At 37.3% G+C, this 26,195-nt stretch carries 21 protein-coding genes; 16 read left to right on the plus strand and 5 right to left on the minus strand.

The window, feature by feature from the left end; genetic code table 11:
* Positions 1 to 60: 60 nt before the first annotated feature.
* From APF76_16390 to APF76_16430, 9 genes are all read left to right on the plus strand, one after another.
* A complete protein-coding gene (locus APF76_16390; protein KUO51073.1) occupies positions 61 to 1,542 on the plus strand; it encodes a hypothetical protein in 1,482 nt (493 codons plus the stop codon).
* 108 nt (positions 1,543 to 1,650) lie between these two features.
* A complete protein-coding gene (locus tag APF76_16395; GenBank protein ID KUO51074.1) occupies positions 1,651 to 3,426 on the plus strand; it encodes a hypothetical protein in 1,776 nt (591 codons plus the stop codon).
* A gap of 73 nt (positions 3,427 to 3,499) precedes the next feature.
* Entirely contained in the window at positions 3,500 to 4,471 is a 972-nt protein-coding gene (locus APF76_16400) for a hypothetical protein (protein ID KUO51075.1), read from the plus strand.
* A 105-nt stretch (positions 4,472 to 4,576) separates the two neighbouring features.
* A complete protein-coding gene (locus tag APF76_16405) occupies positions 4,577 to 5,374 on the plus strand; it encodes an ABC transporter permease (protein KUO51318.1) in 798 nt (265 codons plus the stop codon).
* A 5-nt stretch (positions 5,375 to 5,379) separates the two neighbouring features.
* Positions 5,380 to 6,345, plus strand: a complete 966-nt coding sequence (locus APF76_16410) for a dipeptide/oligopeptide/nickel ABC transporter ATP-binding protein (protein KUO51076.1) — start codon at positions 5,380 to 5,382, stop codon at positions 6,343 to 6,345.
* A 19-nt stretch (positions 6,346 to 6,364) separates the two neighbouring features.
* The gene (locus APF76_16415) at positions 6,365 to 7,357 is read left to right on the plus strand and encodes a hypothetical protein (protein KUO51077.1); all 993 of its coding nucleotides are present in this window, start codon (positions 6,365 to 6,367) and stop codon (positions 7,355 to 7,357) included.
* Positions 7,358 to 7,389: 32 nt separating this feature from the next.
* Entirely contained in the window at positions 7,390 to 10,545 is a 3,156-nt protein-coding gene (locus tag APF76_16420; GenBank protein ID KUO51078.1) for a hypothetical protein, read from the plus strand.
* Entirely contained in the window at positions 10,535 to 11,989 is a 1,455-nt protein-coding gene (locus APF76_16425) for a hypothetical protein (protein ID KUO51079.1), read from the plus strand. The genes APF76_16420 and APF76_16425 overlap by 11 nt, the downstream gene beginning before the upstream one ends.
* Before the next feature lie 27 nt (positions 11,990 to 12,016).
* On the plus strand, positions 12,017 to 12,970 hold the full coding sequence (locus APF76_16430; GenBank protein ID KUO51080.1) for a hypothetical protein: 954 nt from the start codon (positions 12,017 to 12,019) through the stop codon (positions 12,968 to 12,970).
* A gap of 57 nt (positions 12,971 to 13,027) precedes the next feature.
* Here APF76_16430 and APF76_16435 read toward each other — a convergent pair whose 3' ends face one another.
* The 4 genes from APF76_16435 to APF76_16450 form a co-directional block, all read right to left on the minus strand.
* Positions 13,028 to 13,495 (minus strand): cysteine methyltransferase, encoded by a 468-nt coding sequence (locus tag APF76_16435; protein ID KUO51081.1) that lies wholly within the window; start codon positions 13,493 to 13,495, stop codon positions 13,028 to 13,030.
* A 376-nt stretch (positions 13,496 to 13,871) separates the two neighbouring features.
* Positions 13,872 to 14,318, minus strand: coding sequence for a hypothetical protein (locus APF76_16440; protein ID KUO51082.1), 447 nt, complete (start codon positions 14,316 to 14,318; stop codon positions 13,872 to 13,874).
* Between the two features lie 13 nt (positions 14,319 to 14,331).
* A complete protein-coding gene (locus tag APF76_16445) occupies positions 14,332 to 14,622 on the minus strand; it encodes a hypothetical protein (GenBank protein KUO51083.1) in 291 nt (96 codons plus the stop codon).
* A 117-nt stretch (positions 14,623 to 14,739) separates the two neighbouring features.
* Positions 14,740 to 15,282 (minus strand): acetyltransferase, encoded by a 543-nt coding sequence (locus APF76_16450; GenBank protein ID KUO51084.1) that lies wholly within the window; start codon positions 15,280 to 15,282, stop codon positions 14,740 to 14,742.
* A gap of 144 nt (positions 15,283 to 15,426) precedes the next feature.
* On the opposite strand from APF76_16450, the gene APF76_16455 reads away from it, so the two are divergent.
* Positions 15,427 to 15,774, plus strand: a complete 348-nt coding sequence (locus tag APF76_16455; GenBank protein ID KUO51085.1) for a transcriptional regulator — start codon at positions 15,427 to 15,429, stop codon at positions 15,772 to 15,774.
* A gap of 117 nt (positions 15,775 to 15,891) precedes the next feature.
* On the opposite strand, the gene APF76_16460 is transcribed toward APF76_16455, so the two are convergent.
* Positions 15,892 to 16,635, minus strand: coding sequence for a prevent-host-death protein (locus APF76_16460; GenBank protein ID KUO51086.1), 744 nt, complete (start codon positions 16,633 to 16,635; stop codon positions 15,892 to 15,894).
* A 254-nt stretch (positions 16,636 to 16,889) separates the two neighbouring features.
* Between APF76_16460 and APF76_16465 the strand changes: the two genes are divergently transcribed.
* The 6 genes from APF76_16465 (at position 16,890) to APF76_16490 (ending at position 26,074) form a co-directional block, all read left to right on the plus strand.
* On the plus strand, positions 16,890 to 17,174 hold the full coding sequence (locus APF76_16465) for a hypothetical protein (GenBank protein KUO51087.1): 285 nt from the start codon (positions 16,890 to 16,892) through the stop codon (positions 17,172 to 17,174).
* 61 nt (positions 17,175 to 17,235) lie between these two features.
* Positions 17,236 to 18,228: an NADH oxidase gene (locus tag APF76_16470; GenBank protein KUO51088.1), complete on the plus strand. Its 993-nt coding sequence runs from the start codon at positions 17,236 to 17,238 to the stop codon at positions 18,226 to 18,228.
* Between the two features lie 246 nt (positions 18,229 to 18,474).
* Complete coding sequence (locus APF76_16475) at positions 18,475 to 19,767, plus strand: macrolide transporter (protein KUO51089.1); 1,293 nt, start codon at positions 18,475 to 18,477, stop codon at positions 19,765 to 19,767.
* A 26-nt stretch (positions 19,768 to 19,793) separates the two neighbouring features.
* Positions 19,794 to 22,133: an ABC transporter permease gene (locus APF76_16480; protein KUO51090.1), complete on the plus strand. Its 2,340-nt coding sequence runs from the start codon at positions 19,794 to 19,796 to the stop codon at positions 22,131 to 22,133.
* 14 nt (positions 22,134 to 22,147) lie between these two features.
* Positions 22,148 to 22,915 carry an ABC transporter ATP-binding protein gene (locus tag APF76_16485; protein KUO51091.1) on the plus strand — a complete coding sequence of 256 codons (768 nt, stop codon included), beginning with the start codon at positions 22,148 to 22,150 and terminating at the stop codon, positions 22,913 to 22,915.
* Between the two features lie 441 nt (positions 22,916 to 23,356).
* Entirely contained in the window at positions 23,357 to 26,074 is a 2,718-nt protein-coding gene (locus APF76_16490; GenBank protein KUO51092.1) for a hypothetical protein, read from the plus strand.
* Positions 26,075 to 26,195 lie beyond the last annotated feature (121 nt).

Raw genomic sequence — 26,195 nt, forward strand, 5'->3', positions numbered from 1 at the left:
TGAGGGCCATACGGACGATTGCTAAGTGATAAATGATGTTGAATAGGAGGTACTTTTACAATGCCCAAATTTTCTTTTGAAGGTCAACCGAGCCTTAGATTACTTTCAAATGAACAAATATCTAAACTACATGAAAAGAGCCTTGGCGTCCTTGAAAAAACGGGAGTATATTTTGACTCTGAAGAAGCCTTAAACATACTAAAAAACAATGGAGCCAATGTGGATTTTGCTAGTAAAATTGTCCGGTTTCCTTCAAAGATGGTGATGAATTCGATTAACCTAACTCCTGAGAAAATAGAGCTTTATAATATTGATGGACACCTAGCCGCAGAATTAGGAGGAAATAAGGTCCATTTTGACCCTGGGTCTGCTGCTATCAAGTTCATGGAATCTGATGGCTTTACTGTAAGACAAACACAGGCCCAGGATTTAGTAAGTATTACAAGGGTTACAGATGCTTTAGATAATATAGCCATACAATCTACTGCACTAACACCCTATGACATTCCTAAAGCAATTGGTGATAGCTACAGGGTTTATATTCTCCTAAAAAACTCTTCAAAACCCATGATAGCAGGTGCATTTTCTATTAAAGGGATTGCATATATTCGTGAACTGTTAGCCGCTGCGGTAGGAGGCTATGACGAATTAAATAGAAAACCTAGGGCTGTATTTGATATTTGTCCATCTCCTTCACTAAAGTGGACCAAGATTAGCTGCCAAAATATAATCGACTGTGCAAAACATGGTCTACCTATTGAGACAATTTCCATGCCTATGCCAGGTGCTGCATCACCTGCAACTATTTCTGGGTCACTCATAATACATACAGCTGAATCACTTAGCGGTATTGTATTAGCCCAGTGTGTAAATTCTGGAAACCCCATGGTGTATGGAGGTGCGCCTGCATATTTTGATATGCGATTTGGCACTACACCACTAAGTGCCATTGAGTCTACCATGATAGCTGCTGCCTATGCACAGATGGGCAAGTTCTATGGAATGCCCACCCACACATATGCTTGTTTAAGTGATTCAAAAGTTGTAGATGGTCAGGCAGGATTGGAAACAAGTATGAGTGGAATTGTGGCACAGCTTGCTGGTATTAATGTTATTTCTGGAGCTGGAATTCTAGACTTTGTGGCATGTATAAGTCTTGAGAAGTTAGTTATGGATAATGAAATATGTGGAATGGCGCTAAGATTAGGAAAAGGAATAGATTGTACAGATAATGCTATGGCGGTAGATTTAATAGAACAGTTGGGGCCAGGTGGAGACTATATGTCCTCACAACATACTTTTGAGTGGTATAAAAAAGAACCCTTTATTCCTACAAAGGTAATTGACCGTATGCAGAGGAATGCTTGGGAAGCAGGGGGTGCAAAGGATATCTTTCATAGAGCAAAAGATAGAGTACAGGATATACTAAAAAACCATATACCTAGACAATTAGATTCAAAAAGAGCGATTGATTTAGATAAGGCTACAAAGATAATTATGGAGGATTTAAATATAAGTAATCTTCCATTAGGTCCCAAGTAGTATGCTGCAAAAAGATATAAGGGGTGGTAACACAAAGCATTTTTCATCCTTTGGATACTTGGACAATGGGTATAAAATGGTAAAAATTATTACGGGGAGGGAATTTTGATGAGTAGAAATCAGAAAAGATTTGTGCAAGTGTTAGTTATAATTTTGTGTTTCGCTGTTGGATTTACCTTTTTTAGTGATGTTTCTAGGGCACAAGATGACACTAAGGAGACCCTAAGAATTGGGGTTTTTAGAGAAATTGAAAGCTTAAATCCTCTTATTGCATATTCTGCACCTGCCTATGAAGTTTTACAGCTCAATTATAATCTGCTGGTTACCTGGGATCAGGATTTACAGCCAGTACCAAATCTAGCCAAGGACTGGTCTTCCAATGAAGATGGTACACAATGGACCTTATATTTAGAGGAAGGGGTTAGTTGGCATGATGGCGAGCCATTTACATCAGAAGATGTAAAATTTACTTTTGAGTACTTAAGAGATAATGGATTGAGTTATTTCTATGAATATGTTGCACCCGTAATTGATATTGAAACTCCTGATGAAAACACCATAGTTTTAAAATTTGAGGAAGCCTCTGCATGGATGCCTCAGCTCTGGGTTCCCATACTTCCGAAGCATATTTGGGAGGGAATAGATCCTGAAGAGGCTGAAACTACTTATGAGAACTCAAATCCTATAGGGACTGGACCATTCCAGGTTGTAGAGCATAAAAAGGGACAATTCACAAGAATGGCTGCAAACAAAGACTACTTTAAGGGGGCACCAGAAATTGATGAGGTAGTAATCACAGTTTATGGTAATGCAAGTACTGCGGCAGAAGCTCTAAAACTTGGGGAAGTGGATGTGCTAACAGAAATACCGGCTGCTCAATTTAGATCCTTAGAAGGAGAGCCAGACATTGTGACATTAGATTCCAAATCCCCATCCTTTGTTGAGTTGGCCATTAATAGCTGGACGGATTCAGAATCCAAAGGTAATCCATTATTGGCCGACAAAAACATAAGGGTAGCCATGGACTATGCTGTAGATAGAGAACATCTAATCGATGCAGTATTATTTGGCTATGGCGAGGTCGGTTCCACACTTGTTCCTCCAATGTATGAATACTGGCATTATAGCTTAGATCCTCAGGAAAAGCGAGAATTCAATCTAGATAAGGCCAGAGAAGTTCTAGAAGAGGCAGGGTACACAGATGTTGATGGAGATGGAATAAGACAATCTACTGCAGGTGAACTCTTAGATTTTGATTTGCTTTTACGTTCAGAATCTCCTGAGGAAGTTAGAATGGGGAGAATCATTGCTGAATGGTTCAATGACATTGGAATTAATGTAAATATTGAAGTGGTAGATTCAGGAGTTCTAACAGATAGGATTTATGATAATGGAGATTATGATATGTTTATCTGGGGTTACTATATGGATGTTGATCCCACGTCAATACTTCGAATCATGACTACTGATCAAATTCTTTCTTGGAATGACTCCTTCTTCTCAAATTCAGAATATGACAGACTCTTTGCATTACAGGAAAAACAAATAGACTGGGAAGAGAGACAGCAAACAGTATATGAGATGCAAAGAATTGTATATGAAGAAGCACCCTATATTATTATAGCCTATGGACCAGAGCTGCAGGCATATAGAACTGATAGGTTTGAAGGATGGGTTAGAACCCCAACAGAGGGTAGCATTGTTTTCACCCATAGCATGAAAACCTACGAAAACCTAACTCCAATAGCTCAGGAACCAGTGGTAGAAGCTGATGTAGCAGGTAGTGATGATAGTAGTAGTGGAGGTTCACCAGCCTTATGGTTGATAGGTATTGTCGTGATAGGTGCAGTTGTTTTCTCATTAAGAAAAGGCAAAAAGTCTTAAACACCATTAACCTGCAAGGGCAAGGGGCAATTTGTCCCTGCCCTGCAGATTTAAGTGAGGTGATATAAGTATCTTGAATAAGAGATGGTACCTTCTAAAAAAACTGTTTCAATCTATTGTTACTATCTTTATTGTACTGGTTATTAATTTTTTCCTATTTAGAGTAATGCCAGGGGACCCTATAAAAATACTTATTAGAAATCCTAGGATTTCTCAAGATGCTTTAGAAAGAGTTAGACAGCAGTTTGGTTTGGACCAGGAACTATATGTACAATTTTTTATCTATTTAAGAGACCTATTTCATTGGGATTTAGGAGCTTCCTTTTTTTACCGGGAGCCTGTGTTAAAAGTAATCCTTGAAAGGCTTCCTGCAACAATACTCCTAGTTGGGTTAGCAACTGTCCTTGCTGTATTTTTGGGAGTTCTTATTGGTGTTTTTACAGCTTGGAAAAGAGGAACTAGAGTTGATTTTATGGGCCTAGGTTTTTCCTTATTCCTTTACTCAATGCCTGCATTTTGGTTTTCAATTCTAATGATTATGTTTTTTTCTGTGTATCTAAAAATATTTCCCACAGGAGGAATGGGGGTCGCTGGTGCAACATTTAGTAATCTATGGGAACAAATAGTAGCCACTAGCAAATATGCATTTCTGCCTGTGTTTACCTTTGGCATAATTATGGCAGGGGAATATGCCATAATTATGAGAAATTCATTAATAGAAGTATTTACAGAGGATTATATGCTAACAGCTAAAGCCAAAGGGGTTTCAACAATAGACTTAGTGATGAACCATGCTATGCCCAATGCTATGCTTCCCTTGGTGACACTAATTGCTATCAACCTGGGATTTGTAGTTGCAGGGGCAATTCAAGTTGAAGCTGTATTCTCATGGCCTGGCCTTGGAACATTAATGTATAGTGCATTAACAAATAGGGATTATCCTCTTTTACAAGGCTTGTTTTTATTTATAACTGTATGTGTCATCTTGGCAAATCTTTGTGCAGATCTTCTATATACCTATCTTGACCCAAGGGTCAAATCATGACAGGGGGGGGCATAAATGATACCAGTAGTTAAGAGTGATTCTTTTCATCTTGTGAAAAAAAATATGCTGTCTCTGTGGATGACCTATAAACAAAACACGATGGGTATGATGGGATTAATAATCCTAATTATATTTGGGATACTTGCTTTGTTTGGGCCTTTTATGTTTGAGTATACAGGAAAAGTAGAAGAGTTAGATAAAATACTTTTAGCTCCTACTTGGCAGCATCCCCTAGGAACAGATGATATGGGCAAGGATGTACTTGCAGGGGTTGTTAACGGTGCACGTGTTTCCATGCTAGTGGGCGTAGCAGCTACTTTCATGTCCATGGTTATAGGTGCTGTAGTTGGAATTTTTTCTGGATATTATGGTAGAACGATTGATGTTATGCTTATGCGATTTACAGATGTTTTTCTTGTTATTCCATGGCTTCCACTTATGCTTGTTTTAGCTGCCTTACTGGGACCAAGTTTATGGACCATTATATTTGTAATAGGTATAACTAGTTGGGCTGGAACTGCTAGAATTATAAGGTCACAAACCCTTAGTGTAAAAGAAAGACCGTATGTAGAAAGAGCCAGGGCTATTGGTTCTGGTGATTTGCATATTATGAGTAATCATATCCTACCAAATGTGTTTCCATTGATATTTGCAAACACAGTCCTTGTTGCCGCTATAGCCATCATATCTGAAACAACATTAAGCTTCTTGGGAATGGGAGATGCAACTCATATTAGCTGGGGAATGATGCTACATTATGCTTTTGAGACTGGTGCAACAACTTTAGGGGCATGGTGGTGGATAATACCTCCAGGGTTATGCGTGGTGCTTGTAGTTCTAAGCTTTACCTTTGTAGGTTATGCCCTAGATGAAGTCTTTAACCCTCGTTTAAGAAGGAGGTAATATCTGTGGAAACTATACTTGAAGTGAAGAATCTAATAACACAGTACGAACTTCAAGAAGGACACCTCATTGCATGTGATGATATATCCATAATGCTTAATAAAGGGGAGGGCTTAGGACTTGTTGGCGAATCGGCCTGTGGTAAAAGTAGTTTTGCATTGTCCATTTTAAATTTATTACCTAATAATGGCACAATAAATGGTGGTAGTGTTTTACTGGGTGGAAGAGATATCTCTAGATTAACCCAGGAAGAGCTAAGATTAATAAGATGGAAAGAGATTTCAATAATATTTCAAGGAGCTATGAATGCTCTTAATCCAGTACGTACTGTCGGGGAACAAATTGTCGAGGCCATAAGAATTCATGAACAAATATCAGAAAAAGAAGCCTGGAGTCGCACTTCGGACTTATTCCAAAAGGTAGAAATAGATCCGAAAAGAATAAAGCAATATCCCCATGAATTTAGTGGTGGTATGAGACAACGTGTAATGATTGCTATGGCCATTTCATGTAATCCTATGGTTGTTATAGGGGATGAACCAACTACAGGGCTAGATGTAATGGTAAAGTCTCAGATTCTTCGTCTTCTAGAAAAATTACGTCATGAGACTAATATGGGAATGATTTTAATTACACATGACTTGTCAGTTGTTGTGGAGATCTGTGAAAAGGTTGCAGTTATGTATGCAGGAAAAATTGTAGAGTTTGGGAGTACGGAAGCTATTTTTGATAATCCCGCACATCCATATACTAAGGCCTTAATAAATTCCTTTCCAAATATTTATGGAAAAAGGACACTAGCATCCTCCATTCCAGGAGCTCCTCCAAACCTCTTGAATCCACCATCTGGGTGCAGATTTCATCCTAGATGCTCATATGCAATAAATACTTGCAAGAAGGAGAAACGAATATTGTTTAAAGTTGAGACTGATCATTATAGTGCATGTCCAGTTGTCATCCATAAGGGGTAAAACTTTTTAAGTAGGTGAAATGAGAATGACAGATCTTTTAAGGGTTTCCGATCTAAAGGTACACTTTGCTGTTCGGGAGGGACTGATTAAGTCTCTTTTTACTAACGGGCCTAAATTAATAAGGGCAGTTGATGGAGTAAGCTTTTCCATAAATAGAGGAGAAATTCTTTGCTTAGCAGGCGAGTCGGGAAGCGGTAAAACAACTACAGGTAAAAGTATCTTAAGACTTGTAGAACCAACTGATGGTGAAGTTAATTTTATGGGTGAAGAGATACGTAGTTTCAAAGCTTCACGTTTAAGAAGATTCCGTCAGGATGCACAAATTATTCTACAAGATCCATTCGAATCCTTAAACCCACGTCAAACTGTTTACTCAATTGTATCTGAACCAATCAGGGTAAATAAGGTAACAAGTAATGTTAAGGAAGAAGGAGAAATTGTTGAGAGGGCACTAATAGATGCTGGACTTGATAGTCCAAGGAATCTTTTCCATAGATATCCACATGAGTTAAGTGGAGGTCAGCGACAGAGGGTAGCCATAGCTAGCACTCTGGTTCTTAATCCAAGGTTTGTCGTAGCAGACGAGCCTGTATCTATGCTGGATCTTTCTATTAGTGCTGGAATAATACAGCTAATGATTGACCTAAGAGATAAAAAGGATCTTAGTTATTTATTTATAACCCATGACTTGTCATTAGCATGGATTGTTGCAGATAGAATTGGTGTAATGTATTTAGGAAAAATTGTAGAATTGGGATCTCCAGATAATATCATTAAGTCCCCATTACACCCATACACCAAGGCTTTAGTATCTGTAATTCCTGTTCCTAAAAGGAAAGTAATTAATGCAGAAAACCTGCTTCATGGAGAAGTTCCAGACCCAATGAATATTCCGGCTGGGTGTAGATTTCATCCTCGCTGTCCCATAGCAGATACCATATGTAAAGAGGAGGAACCAGCTCTAATTGAGGCTAATAAAGGCCAACTTGTAGCATGTCATAAGGCATCTTAAGATTAGATTACTAGAAACAGGGGGATGGCAAGATGCAAAGTCGGGAGATAGTATTGTTGTCAATAAAAAACTGGTTAGATAGCTTGTCTCTTTCCACTTGGGTACAGCTTAATAGTAATATGGATGTTTTTTATATAAACCCTAAGGCTGGGGAAAGGGAAACCCAAACCTTAAAGCAGTTATCCAAAAGGTTATCCATTTCACTTAGTGACTGCCGTGGATGTGAATTTGCTTTGGAGTATGATAAAGCTCTTCAAGAGTTTGAGTACCGGAAGCTTAATTTTGAAAAATCCTATAGTTCCAGGTTATTAGAATATTTTGGCTATCCTAAGGGTATTGTTTCTACATCTGCAAGCTCCCCATCAACATGTATTAAAGCTGCAGCCCTAGCTGTAAGACTGGGCTATGTATTTTTGCCTGAGGATGAACAGGGTTTATATTTAAAAAGTTACTTAAACTTATGCTTTAAAGACAAATCTCAAGTATTACCATTAATTCATTTAGGAAGTGAAGAAGATATAACTGAATATACCAAAAAGAATCTACTAGGTGATTACCTCTGTTTAGCGAGTGATGAAGAGATATATGAGTATATGGTAAAGGTAGGATTAAGTGTGGATTATCTGGTTTTAGTAAATTCCTGTGACTTAGCTAAGAGACCCCAACAAACTAATAGTCTTGGGGATTTATGGGTAAATGGTATAAGCTTATTATGCCCTCTTCTGGCTTCATATAGAAATACTTTTATTTATGATATTGCCTCAGAAAATCCTGTTTCCATAGACGTTGAGAAAACAGTAAATCAATTTGTTAAAGAATCAAACTTAAAACCTGAATTTCTTGCAATAATGGCTTCTCCGGGAGCTATTCCATTTATCCATTCAAGCATTAAAACCATTGGTTCAGAAGCAGAAGAAATGGTAAGAGACATTCATCTTCAGCTCAATAATGATATTTTTATTGATACTGCAGAAGGCAGACTGTTTCAATCAACACTAGCTGGGTTATCCTTACAGATCCTTAGTTCAAAATATTATCACGAGATCAACCATAAATCAGAGAAAAAGGTGCTCATTGCCACCACACCCTATGTGGATACTGGTATCATCTTCGATTCAGATGATGCCATCATTGAAGCATACTTAAAACCACTTCTTGGGAAATCAGGAAATAATGTAACAGTATTAGCCCAAAAAGCTACTAGTTATGAAAAGGTAGCAGATCACTTAGTGGAGGCAGATTATTTTCTATATACTGGCCATGGTGGACAAGAAACTTTGAATACCCATGGGCGTTATTTAACTAGTGAAGACCTGCCTGAGCTACCACCTTTGATAGCTTATGCTTCTGCCTGTTCGACCATTAATCCTAGACCCTACTGGTTATCAATTGATGAAGGCTTCTCTTGGGAAGCAATAGATATAGAGCCTGAGAAAGTAATAGGGTTGTCACTTGTTGAAAAAGGTGCAGTATGCTTTGTTGGAGGTGCCTCATCTGAAGACTTACAGTATACTACCTCTGTGTATAGTATGTTCATGGAGGCCCTGCTTTTAAAGGGTATGGGTGTTGGAGAGGCAGTTAATGAAACTCGCAATTTTGTCTCCTTATATTCATCCATGCTTAATCAAAAAGCTCCAGATTTATATAGGTTATACAAGGAGGGAACTGCAAATTTTATCCATCAACAGATACTCCTTGGAGATCCAGCTTTAGTACCCCATCCTAAGGTTACTCATACAAAAACCATATTAAAATCAGTTAATAATAAGGATACTGATCAGGTTATTGAGATTAACATTCCTTTATCTTCTTGGAAACGTGCCAGGGCTATAGTTAATGAAAAAGACCTTATTCGAAAGTATTATAAGTCCCGTTCAATTGAGGTGATTACACCTGTTGCAGAGAACCTAGTACCCTGGGGAGATTTTTACCAGTTAGCACCTGATACAGACGGGATATCTGATGTAGCAATAATGTCTAATTACTTACATGTGAAAATGGATTTGCCTAGGGAAAAGGCTCCGTTGAGCTTGACCTTAATTGATGTAGAAGCAGGTGCAGAATGTGCTATATGTGGAAAGACACTAGATCTGCAAAAAAAGGCCATAGAATATTTTTCTAATTTCAAAATTCCCTATCTCATGCTTTCTCCGATGAGAATAAATATGAAAAGTGGTTGGCATTTTTCTACTGAAATTTTAAGAGAAGGCTATAGATTGCACTTTCTTATTCCCCTCCTGGTTATTGATGATCATACCAGAATGCTGTTACGGGCACAGAAGCTTATCTTTCAACTTAAGCTTACTGAAGGCCGCGAATATAAAGGAATAGTAAAATCTACACCCAGTTCTAATAAATCATTCTTAGTTCGTGCGGGGCTATTAGAAGGTAATCTGCCATACTCACTGGCTGAAGCGGTTATAAAACAAGGGGAAGAGTTTTTACTATTTTGTGCAAAAGAGGCAGCACAGTTAACCATTGAAGAACAATTTCCATTGTATGATTTACTGGAAGGTTATGTTCCTTTCAAAAAAGAGTTATGGAAAGCTGCTTCGGAGGATAGAATTGAAGTGGACTTGCAGGAAGCGAAATATGCCGTAGTGAGAGGTACAGTTGTTGATTCAAAAAATGCACTTCCTCTTTCAGGGGCTTTGATAAGAGCCTGGCGAGGCAAACTTGATCCAAATGGATATGAACTTATAGAAGGATTTATAGGAGAATGGATTAGTGGTGAGGATGGGAGCTTCAGGTTAATTTTATCACCTGGAGAATATTTAGTATCCGTTGCAGTAATAAAAGAGGGTCTTTTATATAAATCAAAGCAGTTTGAATTAAGCATACAGGATATTGATGAAAAATTCATGGTTTTCCCCCTTGATGTGGCTGCAATAATAAAAGGAAAGGTTACTGTTAAAGGTAGAATTCCTCCATATTTAACAGTTAAAATCAAAAGATTCTTTGAGAATAAAAATGGTGAGACTTTAGCCTCCAGTCCTGTGAGAAAGAATGGCTCTTATGAGTGTGTGATAAGTTTTCAAGACAGATTTAGCATTTCCATTGAAAAGGAAGGCTGGTCCACCATAGATGATGACAATTCTAATGTGGGATATAAGCTTAAACCAAATCAAGAATTAATAAAAGACTTTACTATTTTTCCAATCTGGGGGGAGGCAAATGATGATGAATAATAGATTTTTACCATTGCGCTTACTGGATGAAAAACAAATACATAAAATTCATGAAACAAGTGTTAAAATATTAGAAGACATAGGAATTAATGTTGAGTCAAAAGTTGCAAGAGAAATATTTGGGGAAAATAGCTGCAAGATAGTAGGAAGTAGAGTGTATATTCCAGAGCATATAATCCAAGACTTAGCCTTTATACCACAAGGAAAGACTACACTATACTCTAGAACTGGAAAAACTGTTGATGTTGAAAAGGGAAACATACTTGTGCATAATGTTGGTGCAGTTGCCAATATTATTGATTTGGAAAATGGCAGTCAAAGAGCAGCTACTTTGGATGATGCAGCTAATCTTGTCCGATTGATGGACGCCCTTGAAAATATCCATGCTATTACGCCCATCGTATACCCTCAAGAAATTGAGCAGGACGTGGCACTATTATATGCTGTAAGAGAAATAATCAAAAATACCACAAAACCTATCTGTGGACCAGGGGTTAGTTCTATAATAGAAGCCCAATATATCCATGAGATGTTTGTCGCTCTTGCAGGAGATGAACAAACACTAAGAGAAAAACCAATGTATGATATAGGCTTTTCGCCTTTAAGTCCATTGACCTTTCCAAAAGGTGATACAGATACAGCAATTTGGGGAGTAAAAAGAGGTATTCCAATTGGGGCATTACCTTGTCCCATAGCTGGGATGACAGCCCCCATCACTTTTTTAGGATCACTTACTCAGCAAAATGCAGAGATTCTAGCAGTCTTAGTTTTAGTGCGTTTAATTGATCCGTCTGTCCCTATTACGTATAGTGCAAGACTCTCCTATGCAGATATGAGATACGGAAACACAGTAGGTGGATCTCCTGAGGCTGCTATAACGGGAGCCTGTGCAGTACAATTAGCTGACTTTTATGGACTTGATTCCAATGTTTATGGAGCAGGCTCTAGTGCCATTCTGGGTGATGCTCAAATGGGCTTCGAAAAAGCTCTAAATACAATCTTCCCAGCTATAGTTGGCAGCAACTGGTTGTCCGGAGCTGGGTTAGTGGCGGATGGTGCTAGTATATCCTATGAACAATTAGTCCTTGATAATGAATTCTTTGGGGGTATATTCCAATTGCTAGGTTCAATAAAGGATGATGAAGAGGATTATGGTTATGAAGTAATAAAGGATATTATGGATAATAATAATGATTTTGTTACCCATGAAAATACTATGAAATATCTTAGGAGCAAAGAAGTTTGGAGTCGAATTAACTATATAGGTAATAGTCGAGTTTATACAGCTTGGGTACAGGATGGTAAAAGGAGTATTATTGATAATGCTAAAGAAAAGGCAGATTATATAATAAAAATGCATCAGGTGGAGCCGCTTGATTTAGCAGTAGAAAAGGAACTTGATAAAATAATCTCTGCAGCAAGAAAGGATCTTATTAAAGCGTAGTTAATAAACGTTCGAAGGAGAAATCAAATGTACGATTATAAAGAGGTTCATAAACATTCCATAGTTGTTGATGCCCATAGCGACATACCGTTAGATATCTACTATTCTCGAAATAAAGGAATTGACAATATAATTAATCAGAAGCACTTGCCCCATTTAAGAGAGGGGGGAGTAAATATTGTCTTTGTGAATCTATATGCAGAGTTACATCCCGAAGGTTCATTAAAGCAGACTCTTCTTCAACTTGGGGATATTTATAAAGAAATAGATGAATGCCCCTACTTAACCCTAATTAAGACATCAGAGGATTTAAGCAAGGTTATTACTGGAGATAAAATTGGATTACTCTTATCCATGGAAGGATTAGAACCTATTAGCAATGACCTTAGTCTATTAAGGGTTTTTTATAAACTAGGATTACGTAGCGCTAGTCTAACATGGGACTTTAGAAACTATTTTGCATCAGGTACTGGTGAGATAGGTGGTTTAAGCAGGTTAGGAAAAGAGGCTGTTCAGGAGATGGAGCGTCTTGGTGTAATTGTGGATGTCTCCCATTTAAATGATGAAGGCTTTTGGGATGTAATTGAGGTTGCAAAAAAACCTATTATAGCCTCTCATTCTAATGCTCGTTCACTTTATAATCATCCTAGAAACCTAACAGATGAACAAATAGACGCAATCGTTAAAACTGGAGGGGTAATTGGTTTAAATAACTATTATTCCGAAGATGATGATAAAGGATCTTTAGATACATTTATGGAGCATCTTGTCTATATAATAGATAGGGCTGGAGAGGATCATGTTGGTCTTGGCTTAGACTTTAATGGTTACATAGGAGAAATAATGACAACTGGATTAGAGGATGCCAGGTGTTTTCCCAATATCACCAAAGAACTTTTGGTTAGAGGCTATGGAATTGATGTCATTGAAAAAGTATTGGGTAAAAATTTTTTAAGAGTTTTATCTGGAGTCCTAAGATAAACTTTAATTTTAGATTCAAGCATCTTTGCTAATATTGCAAAGAGTATTAACTTTTAGCTAAATATGTTTCTGCTCATGCTCCAACAACCATTCTTTTCTCCACAATCCACTTCCATAGCCCACCAAGCCTCCATTGTGCCCGATGATACGATGGCAGGGAACTACGATAGCATGCTTGTTCTTGTTATTTGCGCCTCCTACTGCCCGAACTGCCTTTTCATTGTTAATTGCAATGGCAATATCCTTATACGAAGCAGTCCTGCCATAGGGTATTTCTCTAAGTTTTTCATAAACTTGCGTTTGAAAGCTTGTAGCATTGATTACTAAGGTTAAGAAAAAATCCTTGCGTTGACCCTTAAAATATTCATCTAACTGATTATAGCAGTCAACGAGGTAATCAGGTATTTCTTTTGGAGCTTCTCCTTCTTCAGTAAAATCTAGTGATATGATTCCTTGTTCCGTGCCTGTTATTTTAATTAATCCAATTGGAGAATTATAAATTACCTCTTGTACAATAGAATTCATATAGTCCTCCTAGTAAGTTTAAAGCCATCTTCTATAGCTGATAGCTTTACTATTTTCATCGTTTCTAGTGATAATAATATCTTCTTTGGCAATCAACATCAAGTAGTTTCCACGTTATTCAAAAAACAAAAGCATTGCAGTTCTATTATTTACCAAAATAAAAAACCGCCCATTGCTAAAATATTAAATATGGAATGAACAAAGGGCGGTCATTTTTTATACTATCAGAAAGTATAAGTTCAAACAAGGTAGATAGTATTCACAAAGGCTAAGGCTTCCACCCGCGTCTAAGGACTTGGCGGAAGCCAAGTTTTGTTTTATTTATAGCGGACCTAAAGACCGGGGAGTTATAAAACAGCTCCAGTTATAATTGATATTACCCATCAATCTGTATATCTTTTGGTTTAGCTTGCTCGGCTTTTGGAAGTTTAAGTTCAAGAACTCCATCTTTAAAGGATGCCTTTACTTTTTCTGTATCAACTGGAGTATTTAATGAAAAGCTTCTGTAGAATTTACCACTACTTCTTTCTTGTAAAAAATATGTTCCATTTTCTTCTCTGTTTTCCTTTGAAATCTCACCGGATATTGTTACTTCATTATTTACTATGTTAATTTTAATGTCTTCCTTGCTTATTCCTGGTAAATCTATGTTGGCAACAATTGCTTCTGCAGTTTCATAGATATCCATTGACGGCTGTAAACCAAGCCTGTCATCCACTATTTTTTGGTCAAATAAGCGAAAAGTGTCTCCTAATAAGCGGTCCATTTCATTTCTCATATTCATTAATTCACTAAAAGGTCCTCTTCTAATTATATTAGACATGGTCATCCCTCCATTAAAATTTTAATAGTAATTCTTTAACTTTACCATCGGTCATTTTTTGGTCCGCTATTATACCTAGAATAATTTTAATCCCTGATAAATTAACCTCTTTCTCCTTTTGAAGTAAAAAGACAAGCTTTAGTTTTTTAATATTATGATCAGAATATAACCTAGTATTTCCATCAGTTCTATAGGGAGTGATAAGACCCATTTCTTCATAATAACGCAGCACTCTAATGCTAGTACCTACAAGACGGGCTGCCACACTTATACTAAATACGGGATCTTTACTGCTACTTTCCATGTAATCACCACCTATAGTGTGCCTAAGAATAATATAATATATACAAATTTAATTGTCAATAATCTAACAAAAAAATGTTAGATTATATTGTATCTCTGTCTGTCTATTAATTTAGGTTTATGTATTCCTTAATACTGTAATAAACCCATCGAGTATCTGATGACTTACTTTGAAGCCTTTACCTTGATAGAATTTTAATGCACTATCGTTTCCGTTTGATACAAAGATAAACAAATCATTTATTGAGTTAAATGAATTTAACCAATTCATACACTTTTCGAATAAAACTGTACCAATGCCAGTTTTACGATACGCATCTTTTACATAAAACTGAGAAAGGCAACCTACGTCATCAGTTTTAACAGAATCAAAGTCAAAGAAATTAACAGGTTCAAGAGTAGCAAATCCTCCAGAATATGTATCCTTCGGACAAATATTACTATAGGCATATCCAACAATTTCATTATCATCTTTAGCTATTATTATATAGTTAGACTTAGCACTTTTGATAGATGGGATCATTCTGGTTTCAAAAGACATGTTATCAAACCACTCGGGATGGAAGTGTGCTTTAGATTTTTGATAAACCATTAATTCATTGCATAAATTCTTAATGCAAATAATGCTATCATCAGAAATAACCTCATAATGGATACTCATAGCAATCTTCCTTTCTAGAAAAAAATTGAAAGCATATTTGATTAATCAATCAGCTTTGATATGATTATATCAGCTAGAATTATTATAACAAGTATGCAGTATTTTCTGTTTAAGAAAGAAAAAACTGAGTATTGGAGTGATATTATGAATGATAAAGGATTGTATAAAGGCCCCCTTGACAACTGTCCATTAACATTTGCATTAAACATTATCGGTGGAAAGTGGAGATTACCTATAATTTGGGCATTAAGTAAAAATGGAACCATGAGATACAATGAATTAAAAAGGAGTATTGATGGAATTACCAACATGATGCTGACTCAAACACTCAAAGAATTGGAATTGTATTATATTATAAAACGAAAGCAATTTATGGAAGTACCACCGCGAGTTGAGTATTCGTTGACTAATAATGGGGAAAATCTTATTACAGCTCTTAAAGCACTAGCTAATTGGGGAAATAAAATGAAAAATAGTGAGAATTGCAAATAATATAGAATTAAAACTTGCATATATTGGGAGAGAGTCTGCAAAAGACCAATTGGGGAATTGTAAATAGCTTTGAATATTAGTGCATCTTGTTAACCTTCTATATATAATAATTGCTATCTATTTAATTAACCTGAATATCTTGTCAAGGTCTGCTGTCAGACCATGAAAAAATATTGACTTCGCACTTTCAGATTGTTTGAATGTAACATTATCGCTAATGTCGCCACCTTCAAATGAGTAAACAGTCACTTCTCTGGCAATTGGATTTACAATCCAGTATTCTGCAACCCCACAAGACATGTAAAGATCAAGCTTCTTAACTAAATCCTTACTTCGAGTACTTTTAGAGAGAATCTCTACTACCAATGTAGGAACTCCCTTGTAGTAATCATCTCTGCCAAGCTTTTCTTCAAGGTCACATATTACCATAATGTCTGGCTGGACCACATTGATATCGTTCTTCTGTCTTCTCAGGGTAATATCATAAGGGGCCACAAAGGGAGAACACTTCTTGCCCTGAAACCAGTTGTAAAAAATCCCAAAAAGCTCTGTCAAAGCTACCTGATGAGCAGTTTTAGGTGAAGTTAGATAATATATTTCACCATCAATATACTCGTACCTTTCCTCGGTATCCTTGGTCAATTCAAGAAATTCCTCATAAGAGGCTTTTTTTCCTCCATAACCACTTCCAGTTAATGTCTCCATAACTATGTCTTCAGTATTGCCTATAGATGATACATCTCCTAAAGCTGATAGCTTTGCTATTTCCATCCCATTTCTGGTAATAATAATATCTTCCTTGGCTGCCAGCATCAAATATTTACCAAAGTTATTCTGAAGCTCTGTTGAGTTGACCTTCACCCATAACACCTCCGTATAGCTATATTAGCTAATATAGCTAACATAACTATATCTTGGATAATGATCTGTGTCAAGATGGATGGTTAGTTGAAGAAACCGCCGTTAGACTTGATACGGAGAATGGTAGCACAAATAGGTTTCTCGATTAACGTTTTCTTACTATTGATGGTATAATACTAGGTATAGAGGGGTCTTGTATGAATACCTCTCGAAAAAATATTAGTGAGTAATGTTTCCAAAAGGGGTGGATAGTGATGGAATGGATAAAAGCAAAGAATTTATATGATTCAGAAGAAAAGGCACTAAAGGTTGCAAATATTATTTCTACTACAGAAGCCAGATTGGCAAGTCAAGCTCGTGGAGCTCAGTATGAAGTCGAAACCAAGGTAGAAAATGTGGGAGGGAAATGGCAAATAATATGGCGTAAAGTGTTTACAGGCCATAAATCGGGCTGTAGCGGAGGGTGCAATTCTTGCCACGAAACTCCAGCTAAGCAAGCTAAAGCCAAAATAATACCATTTAAAAAACCTTCAGATTAATTCTGATAACTTTAGATAAGAGAAATTAATCCTTAATATACTAATTTGGGAGGGTTTAATTATGTATCATTTACTTAAACCATTACAAGTCGGAAAGTTGACACTATCTAACCGTCTAGTTATGCCACCAATGGCAACTTCAAAGTCAGAGGCAGATGGTAAGGTTACTCAGGAGATTGTCCAGTACTATAAAGAAAAATCTGAAGGTGGATATATTTCACTAGTTACTATCGAACATAGTTTCATTTCTCAAGAGGGAAAGGCAAGTAAAAATCAACTTTCCGTTGCAGATGATTGTGTTATTAAAGGGTTAAAGAATTTATCAGATGTGATTCAGCAAAATGGGTCTAAGGTTATAATGCAGATTAATCATGCAGGTAGTGCAACAGATGAAGAAGTTACAGGAAAAACCCCAGTAGGACCTTCATCCATAGCAAATCCACGCAAGGGAAGTACACCCCATGAGCTTACAAAGGGGGAAATTGCTGACATTATAAAAGCATTTCAAGATGCGGCAGTACGTGTAAAGAAAGCAGGTTTTGATGGTGTGGAAATACATTCAGCCCATGGCTACTTTCTTAATCAGTTTTTTTCTCCTCTGACAAATAAAAGAGCGGATGAATATGGCGGAGATGTTCATAATCGAATACGTATTCATCTAGAAGTTATTGAGGAAATTCGTAGAACTGTAGGCACGGATTTTCCCATATTCTTAAGGCTGGGGGCTTCTGATTTTATTGATGGAGGGGTAACTATTGAAGATAGTCAAATTGCTGCTCGAGAATTTGAAAAGGCAGGGGTAGACGTTCTAGATATTTCTGGTGGTTTCTCTGGATATATTGTAAATGGGCTTACAGGTCAGGGATACTTTTCTCCACTAACTGAGACCATCAAAAAGGTAGTTTCCATCCCAGTTATTTTAACAGGGGGAATAACTGAAGTACAGGAAGCTGAAAAACTATTATCCCAAGAAAAGGCAGACCTTATAGGTGTAGGTAGAGCAATATTGAAAGACTCAAAATGGGCAAAGCATGCAATTGAAAGCCTAAGTTAAAGAGGCTGTAATCTTAATAGGATGATAGCCAAATAGTGAAAATACAGAAGGATCAAGACCGGGGAAATACACCACTTGTTTGCAATTGTGAAACAGGTGGTTTTTTAGGTAAACATATCTTTAGATAGGGGACAACCCTATCTTTGTTATCGTATTATGATGCTTGTACTACAGTTAATCCAGTATGTGGGAACGATTTAGGTGAACATAAATAACGGGCTCTTAGAACGAAGGAAAAGTAAGATTATGAAAAATGTTGAGAATAAATCTTTTGGGAAGTTTTTGATTATTTGGGCAGGGGAGTTAGTATCGAGTATTGGTAGTGGGCTGACCGCCTTTGCTCTGGGAGTTTATGTCTACCAAATGACGGGGACTGCTACAAGTGTTGCACTTGTTATTCTTCTTGCATTTCTCCCTTCTGTTTTACTCAGTCCTATTGCCGGTGTGCTGGCAGATCGTTTTGACAGAAGGTTAATGATGATCATCGGTGATGGCTGTTCTTCTTTTGGACTTGTCTTTATCTTGTTGATTATGTTGACCGGAGAAATTGCATTATGGCAAATATACCTTGGGGTTATGGTCAGTTCTGTCTTTGTTGCCCTTTTAGAACCATCTTACAAAGCTACCATAACAGACTTATTAACAGAGGAACAATTTTCTAAGGCAAGTGGTCTGGTACAACTAGCTGCATCATCAAAATATCTTCTTTCGCCTATTATTGCAGGATTTTTACTTAGTGTAACTGGCCTAGAAACCATCTTAATTATTGATATATCTACTATCGCTGTTACTGTTTTTGCAGTTATGTTTGTTAAAAAAGGTATGCAGGTAACTAAAAAAGAACAGGAAAGGCAGAAGTTTTTAAAAGACTTAGCTGAAGGTTGGAATGCTGTTACTGAGAAAAAAGGTGTATTGTTTCTTATCATAATTATTTCCATAGTCACATTTTTTATTGGCTTTGTACAAACCTTATCTATACCTATGATGCTGTCCATAACAGATGTTAAAACCCTTGGCATAGTAGAATCCGTTAGCGCCATGGGTATGCTGGTTAGCAGCCTGATTATCGGTATTTTTAGCATAACAAAAAAGTACACAAATGAGTTGGTCATAGGATTAGGATTTGCTGGATGGTTCATATCTTTGATGGGTTTGACAACGAATATTTTCTTTATTGCGGGGGCATTCTTCCTGTTCTTCGCTGCTCTACCATTTGTAAATACAAGTGCTGAGGTGTTAATCCGTAAAACTATTGCCAATGAAAAGCAAGGCAGAGCTTGGGGTATTATCGGAATCATATCTCAATTGGGATATATTGCTGCCTATTGTATTTCAGGTGTCCTTGCCGACTATGTGTTCAATCCGCTTCTAGTCGAGGGAGGTCCTCTTGCATCGACATTAGGAGTAGTGATTGGTACAGGACCAAGCAGAGGAATTGGTTTACTATTCATTATATCAGGATTTATGGTAATAGTATTGGCCGTCCTCATTTTCAAAATCAAGGCTATAAGAGCTTTGGAAAATAATCAATTGATTTGAGTAACTGAAAGGAGCTTTGAAATCAGGTGCTTTTAAAAATCTTAAAGAAAGATTTTCATAGAAATAAAATCATAACAATTGCATTATTTATTTTTATTATGCTAGCTGCTTTGCTTGTTGCCAGTGCTTCTAACATGATCATGGCACTATCCAGTTCTTTGGAATACTTGTTTACTGAATCAAAGGCACCACATTTTGTCCAGATGCATTCCGGGGAAATAGATCAAGGCGAGATTGATGTTTTCGCATCCGGCAACAGGCTTGTAAAAGAACAGCAAACAGTAGAAATGATTGGGATTGATGGAACCAACATTTTTTTAGGCACTAGCCAGACAGCAGAAGAAAACAGCGTTATGGATATCAGTTTTGTTAAGCAGAACGGTTCCTTTGATTTATTGCTGAACTTAGATAGTCAGGTAATCGTTGTTTCAGAAGGGGAAATTGCGGTTCCCATCTACTATATGCAGCAAAAAAATATGAAAATCGGCGACAAAGTAAGAATTTCCAAGGGGTCATTTAATATGGAATTCATAGTGACTGATTTTGTACGTGATGTTCTGATGAATCCATCGATCATTAGTTCAAAACGCTTTGTGGTCCATGAATCTAATTTTGAAATGCTTAAAATGAATCTGGGCGAAGTGGAATATTTGATAGAATTTCTCCTCACCGATTTAAGCAGGCTTAGTGAGTTTAGCAATGATTATCAAACATCAAACCTACCCCAAAAGGGGCCAACCATTGACGATAAGTTATTCAAAACCCTCAACGCCTTAACGGACGGAATCGTGGCAGCCGTTATTATATTTGTAAGCCTTCTGTTAACCGTCATAGCAATTCTTTGCCTTAGATTTACAATTATTGCTACCATGGAAGAAGATTACAGAGAAATTGGCATTATGAAGGCCATTGGTATTGCTGGGACGGATATTAAGCGAATATATTTGATCAAATATATTGTCATGGCTTTTTTAGCTTCTGTAAGTGGATATTTGGCATCATTGTTTATCAACCATTTGTTTACAGCCAATATGAGCTTGTACATGGGGGCTGCTAAAAAGAGTATCTTAGATCATCTAGTGCCATTTATTGGAACAGCTTTAATTTTTTTGATTGTGCTATCTTTTTGCCAGTTGATCCTTAGAAGATTTCGGCGGATTACAGCTGTGGAAGCTTTAAGGTCAGGCAGTATTGGAGAGAGCCTAATTAGCAAGAATTTGCTGCCCTTAAGTAAAAGCAGCTTCTTGAATGTCAACATATTCCTTGGACTAAAGGATGTGCTTGGGCGTTTCAAGGTATTTGGATTGCTATGCTTTGTTTTTGTTATCTGTTCATTTATCATCATCGTTCCGGTGAATTTTCTAAACACCATACAGTCCCCGAACTTTATGACCTATATGGGGATAGGACAAAGTGATATTCGTATTGACATACAGCAGTCAGATGATGTCGTTCAAAGGTTTGACCAAATGATTGCCTATATTGAAAATGATAAAGATGTGGAGAGGTTCTCTCCATTTATAACCTGTAAATTCAAGGTGCAAGATAGTGATGGGACTTATAAAAACATCAATGTGGAAACAGGAGATTTCTCAATTTTCCCGTTGGAATATTTAAGCGGTGCAGCACCAGTCAGAGACAACGAAATTGCACTCTCCTATCTGAATGCTCAGGAGTTAGATAAAGCTGTCGGGGATGAGCTCCAGTTAATCGCCCACGGGCAAGAATTGCAAATGACGGTGAGTGGTATTTATCAGGATGTAACAAATGGTGGCAAGACAGCAAAAACTCTATTACCTTATGATGCCGAAACCGTTCTTTGGAATATAGTTAGTGTAGATGTGAAGCCAGGTATTGATGCTAGTGAGAAAATCAATGAATATGCAGAAGCTTTTTATCCGGCAAAGGTTACTCATCTGGATGAATATTTATCTCAAACATTTCGAGCTACCATCGAGCAGCTAAAACTTATTACAGCTTTGGCTATTCTGATTGCCATATCTGTATCCATACTAATTACATCCTTATTCCTTAAAATGCTTATTGCCAAGGATTCTTCAGAGATAGCCATAATGAAAAGCCTAGGTTTCTCTTTAATGGATATTCGGGTGCAATATATCACACGGGCACTACTGGTGTTAGGCATTGGAATCATAGTTGGAACCATTGCTTCCAATACCCTTGGTCAAGGCCTGGTTAGCATAATGGGATCTTTTATGGGTGCTTCTAAAATCAACTTTGTTATTGATCCAGTTGTTGCATATGTCCTTTGCCCTCTTGTACAAATTGTTGTTGTGGCTATCACAACCTTGGTAAGCACTATGTCTATGAAAAAATCTAATATCTCTGAAATGATTGCAGAGTGAGAGGTGGATATGGTATGAAATACATATTGGATGCAAAAGCTTTAAATAAAATTTACTCGGTTGATAAAGACAACAGTCAGCAAGTGCTTAAAGATGTAAATCTTCAAATCAATGAGGGCGAATTTGTAGCCGTAATGGGGCCATCTGGCTCCGGCAAGTCAACACTACTTTATAACATTAGTGGTATGGATAAAATGACTACGGGAAGTGTTGTCTTTAACGGGCGGGAGATATCTACCCTGCCCGAAGAAGAACTATCTAAGTTGCGTTTAAACAAAATGGGATTCATTTTTCAGCAAAGTTACCTTTTAAAAAATCTAAGCATTTTAGACAACATCATTCTATCGGCATATAAGGCAAAAAACAGTAGTCGCAAAACAATCAACAAACGAGCTGTTGAATTAATGAAAAAAACAGGTATTACCGAACTTGCCAATAATGATATTACACAAGCTTCTGGGGGACAATTACAAAGAGTATCCATTTGCAGGGCACTTATCAATAATCCAGATATCGTTTTTGGTGATGAGCCGACAGGTGCACTAAACTCCAAAGCTACCGATGAAGTTATGGATATATTGGCTGATATTAATCATGCTGGGACAACAATTTTATTAGTCACACACGATGCTAAAGTAGCGGCAAAAACAGAACGTGTTATCTTTATGCTAGATGGCAGTATTGTTTCCGAAGAATATCTTGGCAAATATAAAAAAGAAAACCATGATAAAAAAATGCGTGAAGAAAAACTTTCTTCGTGGTTGATGAAAATGGGGTTGTAAAGTGTAGAGTTATCTGCTATGATACTAATAAGCACCATTCCTATAGAAATTCTGGTTTAAATGCTCTTGAAAGACCGCTTTGGTTTTTTGCAGGAAGTATGATCAGTCTAAGGATAGTGTTTTTTCTTTACCAAGATAGGTTTTAAATCGGTTACTAGTAAGTAAGTTCGTAATGTGTTAACTATTTAATTGTTTGTTCGGCGATTGATTAATAGGAAGTTCTAGTTAGGAAGTGTATTAAGTATCTTTATGGTTACAATTCTAGATCAGTACAGATTAAGTTTGTTGAGTTGTTTTGTTAAACTATAGGGATGGTTGCTGAAAGGGGTTTGCACAAAGCAAACCCCTTTTTTATGGTGTAAAGGTTTTTAGGTAGATTTAGCTTCGGAAGGATTTGCGGTTTTAGGTATGCGATTAGTCTAGTAATAGGAAGGTTATTATATGGTTAATTCCCTAATTAAAACAAAACTCTTTGTCCCACCAGTAAGGCCAAATCTAGTCAATCGCCAACGATTGCTTAAAATATTAGAAGAAGGATACTTTCAGGGGTGCCGTCTATCTCTTATTTGTGCTCCAGCAGGTTATGGCAAATCCATGTTGGCGGCCCAGTGGTTGAATCAATTTAAGGATGGAGTCAATTCAAAAGTTGAGGTCAGTTGGTTATCACTTGATAAAAATGACAATGATCTTGTACGTTTTCTTTCCTATTTAACAGCTGCTCTTGGGATTGACAATTCAGATTTTAATACATACAGAGCAATTGGAATGCCACAACTCCCACCAACAGATATATTAATACCTAATTTGATAAATGATATTTCTAAGACATCTAATCAGAAGATTGTGCTTGTTCTGGATGATTATCAAAGAATTAGGCTTGTGCAAATTCACCAAACTATTGAGTTATTGCTTGATCACGGGCCACCAAACCTGCATCTTGTTATGATTACCCGGGAGGATCCACCTCTGGCTCTATCTAGAATGAGAGTACAGGGGGAATTAACAGAGATTCGTGCAAAAAATCTTCGTTTTAACCAAGAGGAATCAGCCCTATTTTTTAACGAAGTCATGAATCTAAAACTTGAGCCAGATTGGGTTGAAACGCTAAAAACTCGCACCGAAGGATGGATTGCAGGCTTACAGCTTGCAGCATTATCCATTAGAGGCCGTGAAGATATTGCTGAGTTTTTAGAAAAGTTTCGAGGTAGTAACCGTTATGTTATGGATTATTTAATGGATGAGGTCCTGACACTACAATCTCAGGATATACGGAAATTTCTTTATCAGACATCCATGCTGGAAAAATTTAATGCTGACCTTTGTACGGCTATTACTGGCAGAGAAGACAGTCGGGAAGTATTATCGTATCTTGAACAATCTAACCTTTTCCTTATACCTTTGGATAACGAATTGAAATGGTATCGCTATCATCATATGTTTGCTGATTTCCTTCGTACTGAACTAAATAGTAAAGAGCAAATAGATGCCCTCACAAAAGCCTCTGCCTGGTTTGAGACAAAGGGGTTATCTGCATATGCTGTAGAATATGCACTAGCAACAGGGGATTATGAGCTGGCTGCAGATAAGATTAAGTTAGCCTTGTCTATTCCTCAAACATGGGCTAGTGGTAATGTCTCCATGTTGGAAAGATGGTTAAACATACTACCGGGGGCATGTGTGCGTTCACGTCCGGAATTACAAGTTCGGGCCTCTCGGGTTTTATATCTATCTGGAAAGATCAATCAAGCATCTAATCTTCTAGATCAGGCAGAGCAGACTCTGCAATCTGAGTCAGTAGATGCTAAAGAGGTACAAGTACAACAGCAACAAGTTAATGTTTATCGGGCGGCAATTGCTGCTATGAACGGTAATATACATCAGGCGGAAGCTCTTATGAAAAAGACTATTACAAATGTACCAAAGGAAGACTTACTTACCCAGTCCAGGGCTTATGATACCCTAGGGTTAATATATGAGCAGTCAGGAAATCTAGATGAAGCAATTAAGGCCTATTTGACAGCTAGTGATATTGCTTTATCTGCTGGAGTTCTTTATCTGGCAATAAACGCCCTCTGTGAAGTAGCCATGGTTCAAATTACTAAAGGACAGTTGGCAGAGGCCATGGGAACCTGTCAAGAAGCACTCAAAATAGCTGGGCAGGAGCAAAACAATATTCCACCAGTTGGATTGGCATGGGTAGTTTTGGGTGAAATCAAGAGAAGGCAAAATGAATTGTCTCTTTCAGAGGACTATTTATTGAAGGGAATAAATATCTCACAAAATGGAGGTATTATTGATGACATAAGGCACGAATTAGTATTCTTATTCAATTTAAGGCTATCTCAAAGGAATTGGAGCGGTGCCCTTGACACACTAGAACAGGCAGAACTAATTCTTAATTCTTACAACATTCCGCGTTTATCTTTATTTTCTTCAGCAATGAGGGTGCGTTTATATCTTAAAAACGGAGACAGAGAAAAAGCATCCTACTGGGCAAGGGAATACAAATATGGCATCACTTCAGATGGCACTTCAGATTCTGTAGAATACCTAATGGAATGCGAAAAAATAACCTTGGCTAGGGTTGGACTGGCTGAGATGTGTTTTAATGAAGCTGCACAAATACTAAAGAGAATAATAGCTTCAGCTAGAAATGCAGGTCGTATAGGAACACTAATTGAAGCCTTAATATTATATGCTATTACTGCTAGATCTCAGCATATGCATAATGACGCTTCAGCTTCATTAAAAGAAGCTCTAACTCTAGCTCAACCAGAGGGATATATCCAGGTTTTTATTGATGAGGGAAATGAGCTGCATTTACTTTTGTCTGAATATGAAAACCAGCTTAGAGATCCTCTTCTAAACCCTATCATTAATAGATTATGCCTTGCACTTGATAAGATTGGTCAAAATAACCCAAATCATTTAATAACTAATCAAAGGCAGAAACATAAGGCTTTGCTGGAACAACTAACTATTCAGGAACATAAGATTTTGCAGTTGCTTTCTGTAGGACTGTCCAACCTGGAAATAGCTAATGAGCTGGTGGTTACATTAGGAACAGTCAAATGGCATGTCCATAATATCTATGGCAAGTTAGAGGTTAGCAGTCGTACTCAGGCACTAGCCCAAGCAAAAGACTTAGGCATTCTTTAGAATTTTTGTGTTAACAACTAAACAACTTTACAGTCTTTATCCGATGACTATCACCGCTAAGACTCCCATCTTCTATAAGTGGGAGATAAGCGGTGCTATGTCCCTGGATAACGGTTTCTAA

The organism is Desulfitibacter sp. BRH_c19 (genome assembly GCA_001515945.1).
In the GTDB taxonomy this organism is placed as follows: domain Bacteria; phylum Bacillota; class DSM-16504; order Desulfitibacterales; family Desulfitibacteraceae; genus Desulfitibacter.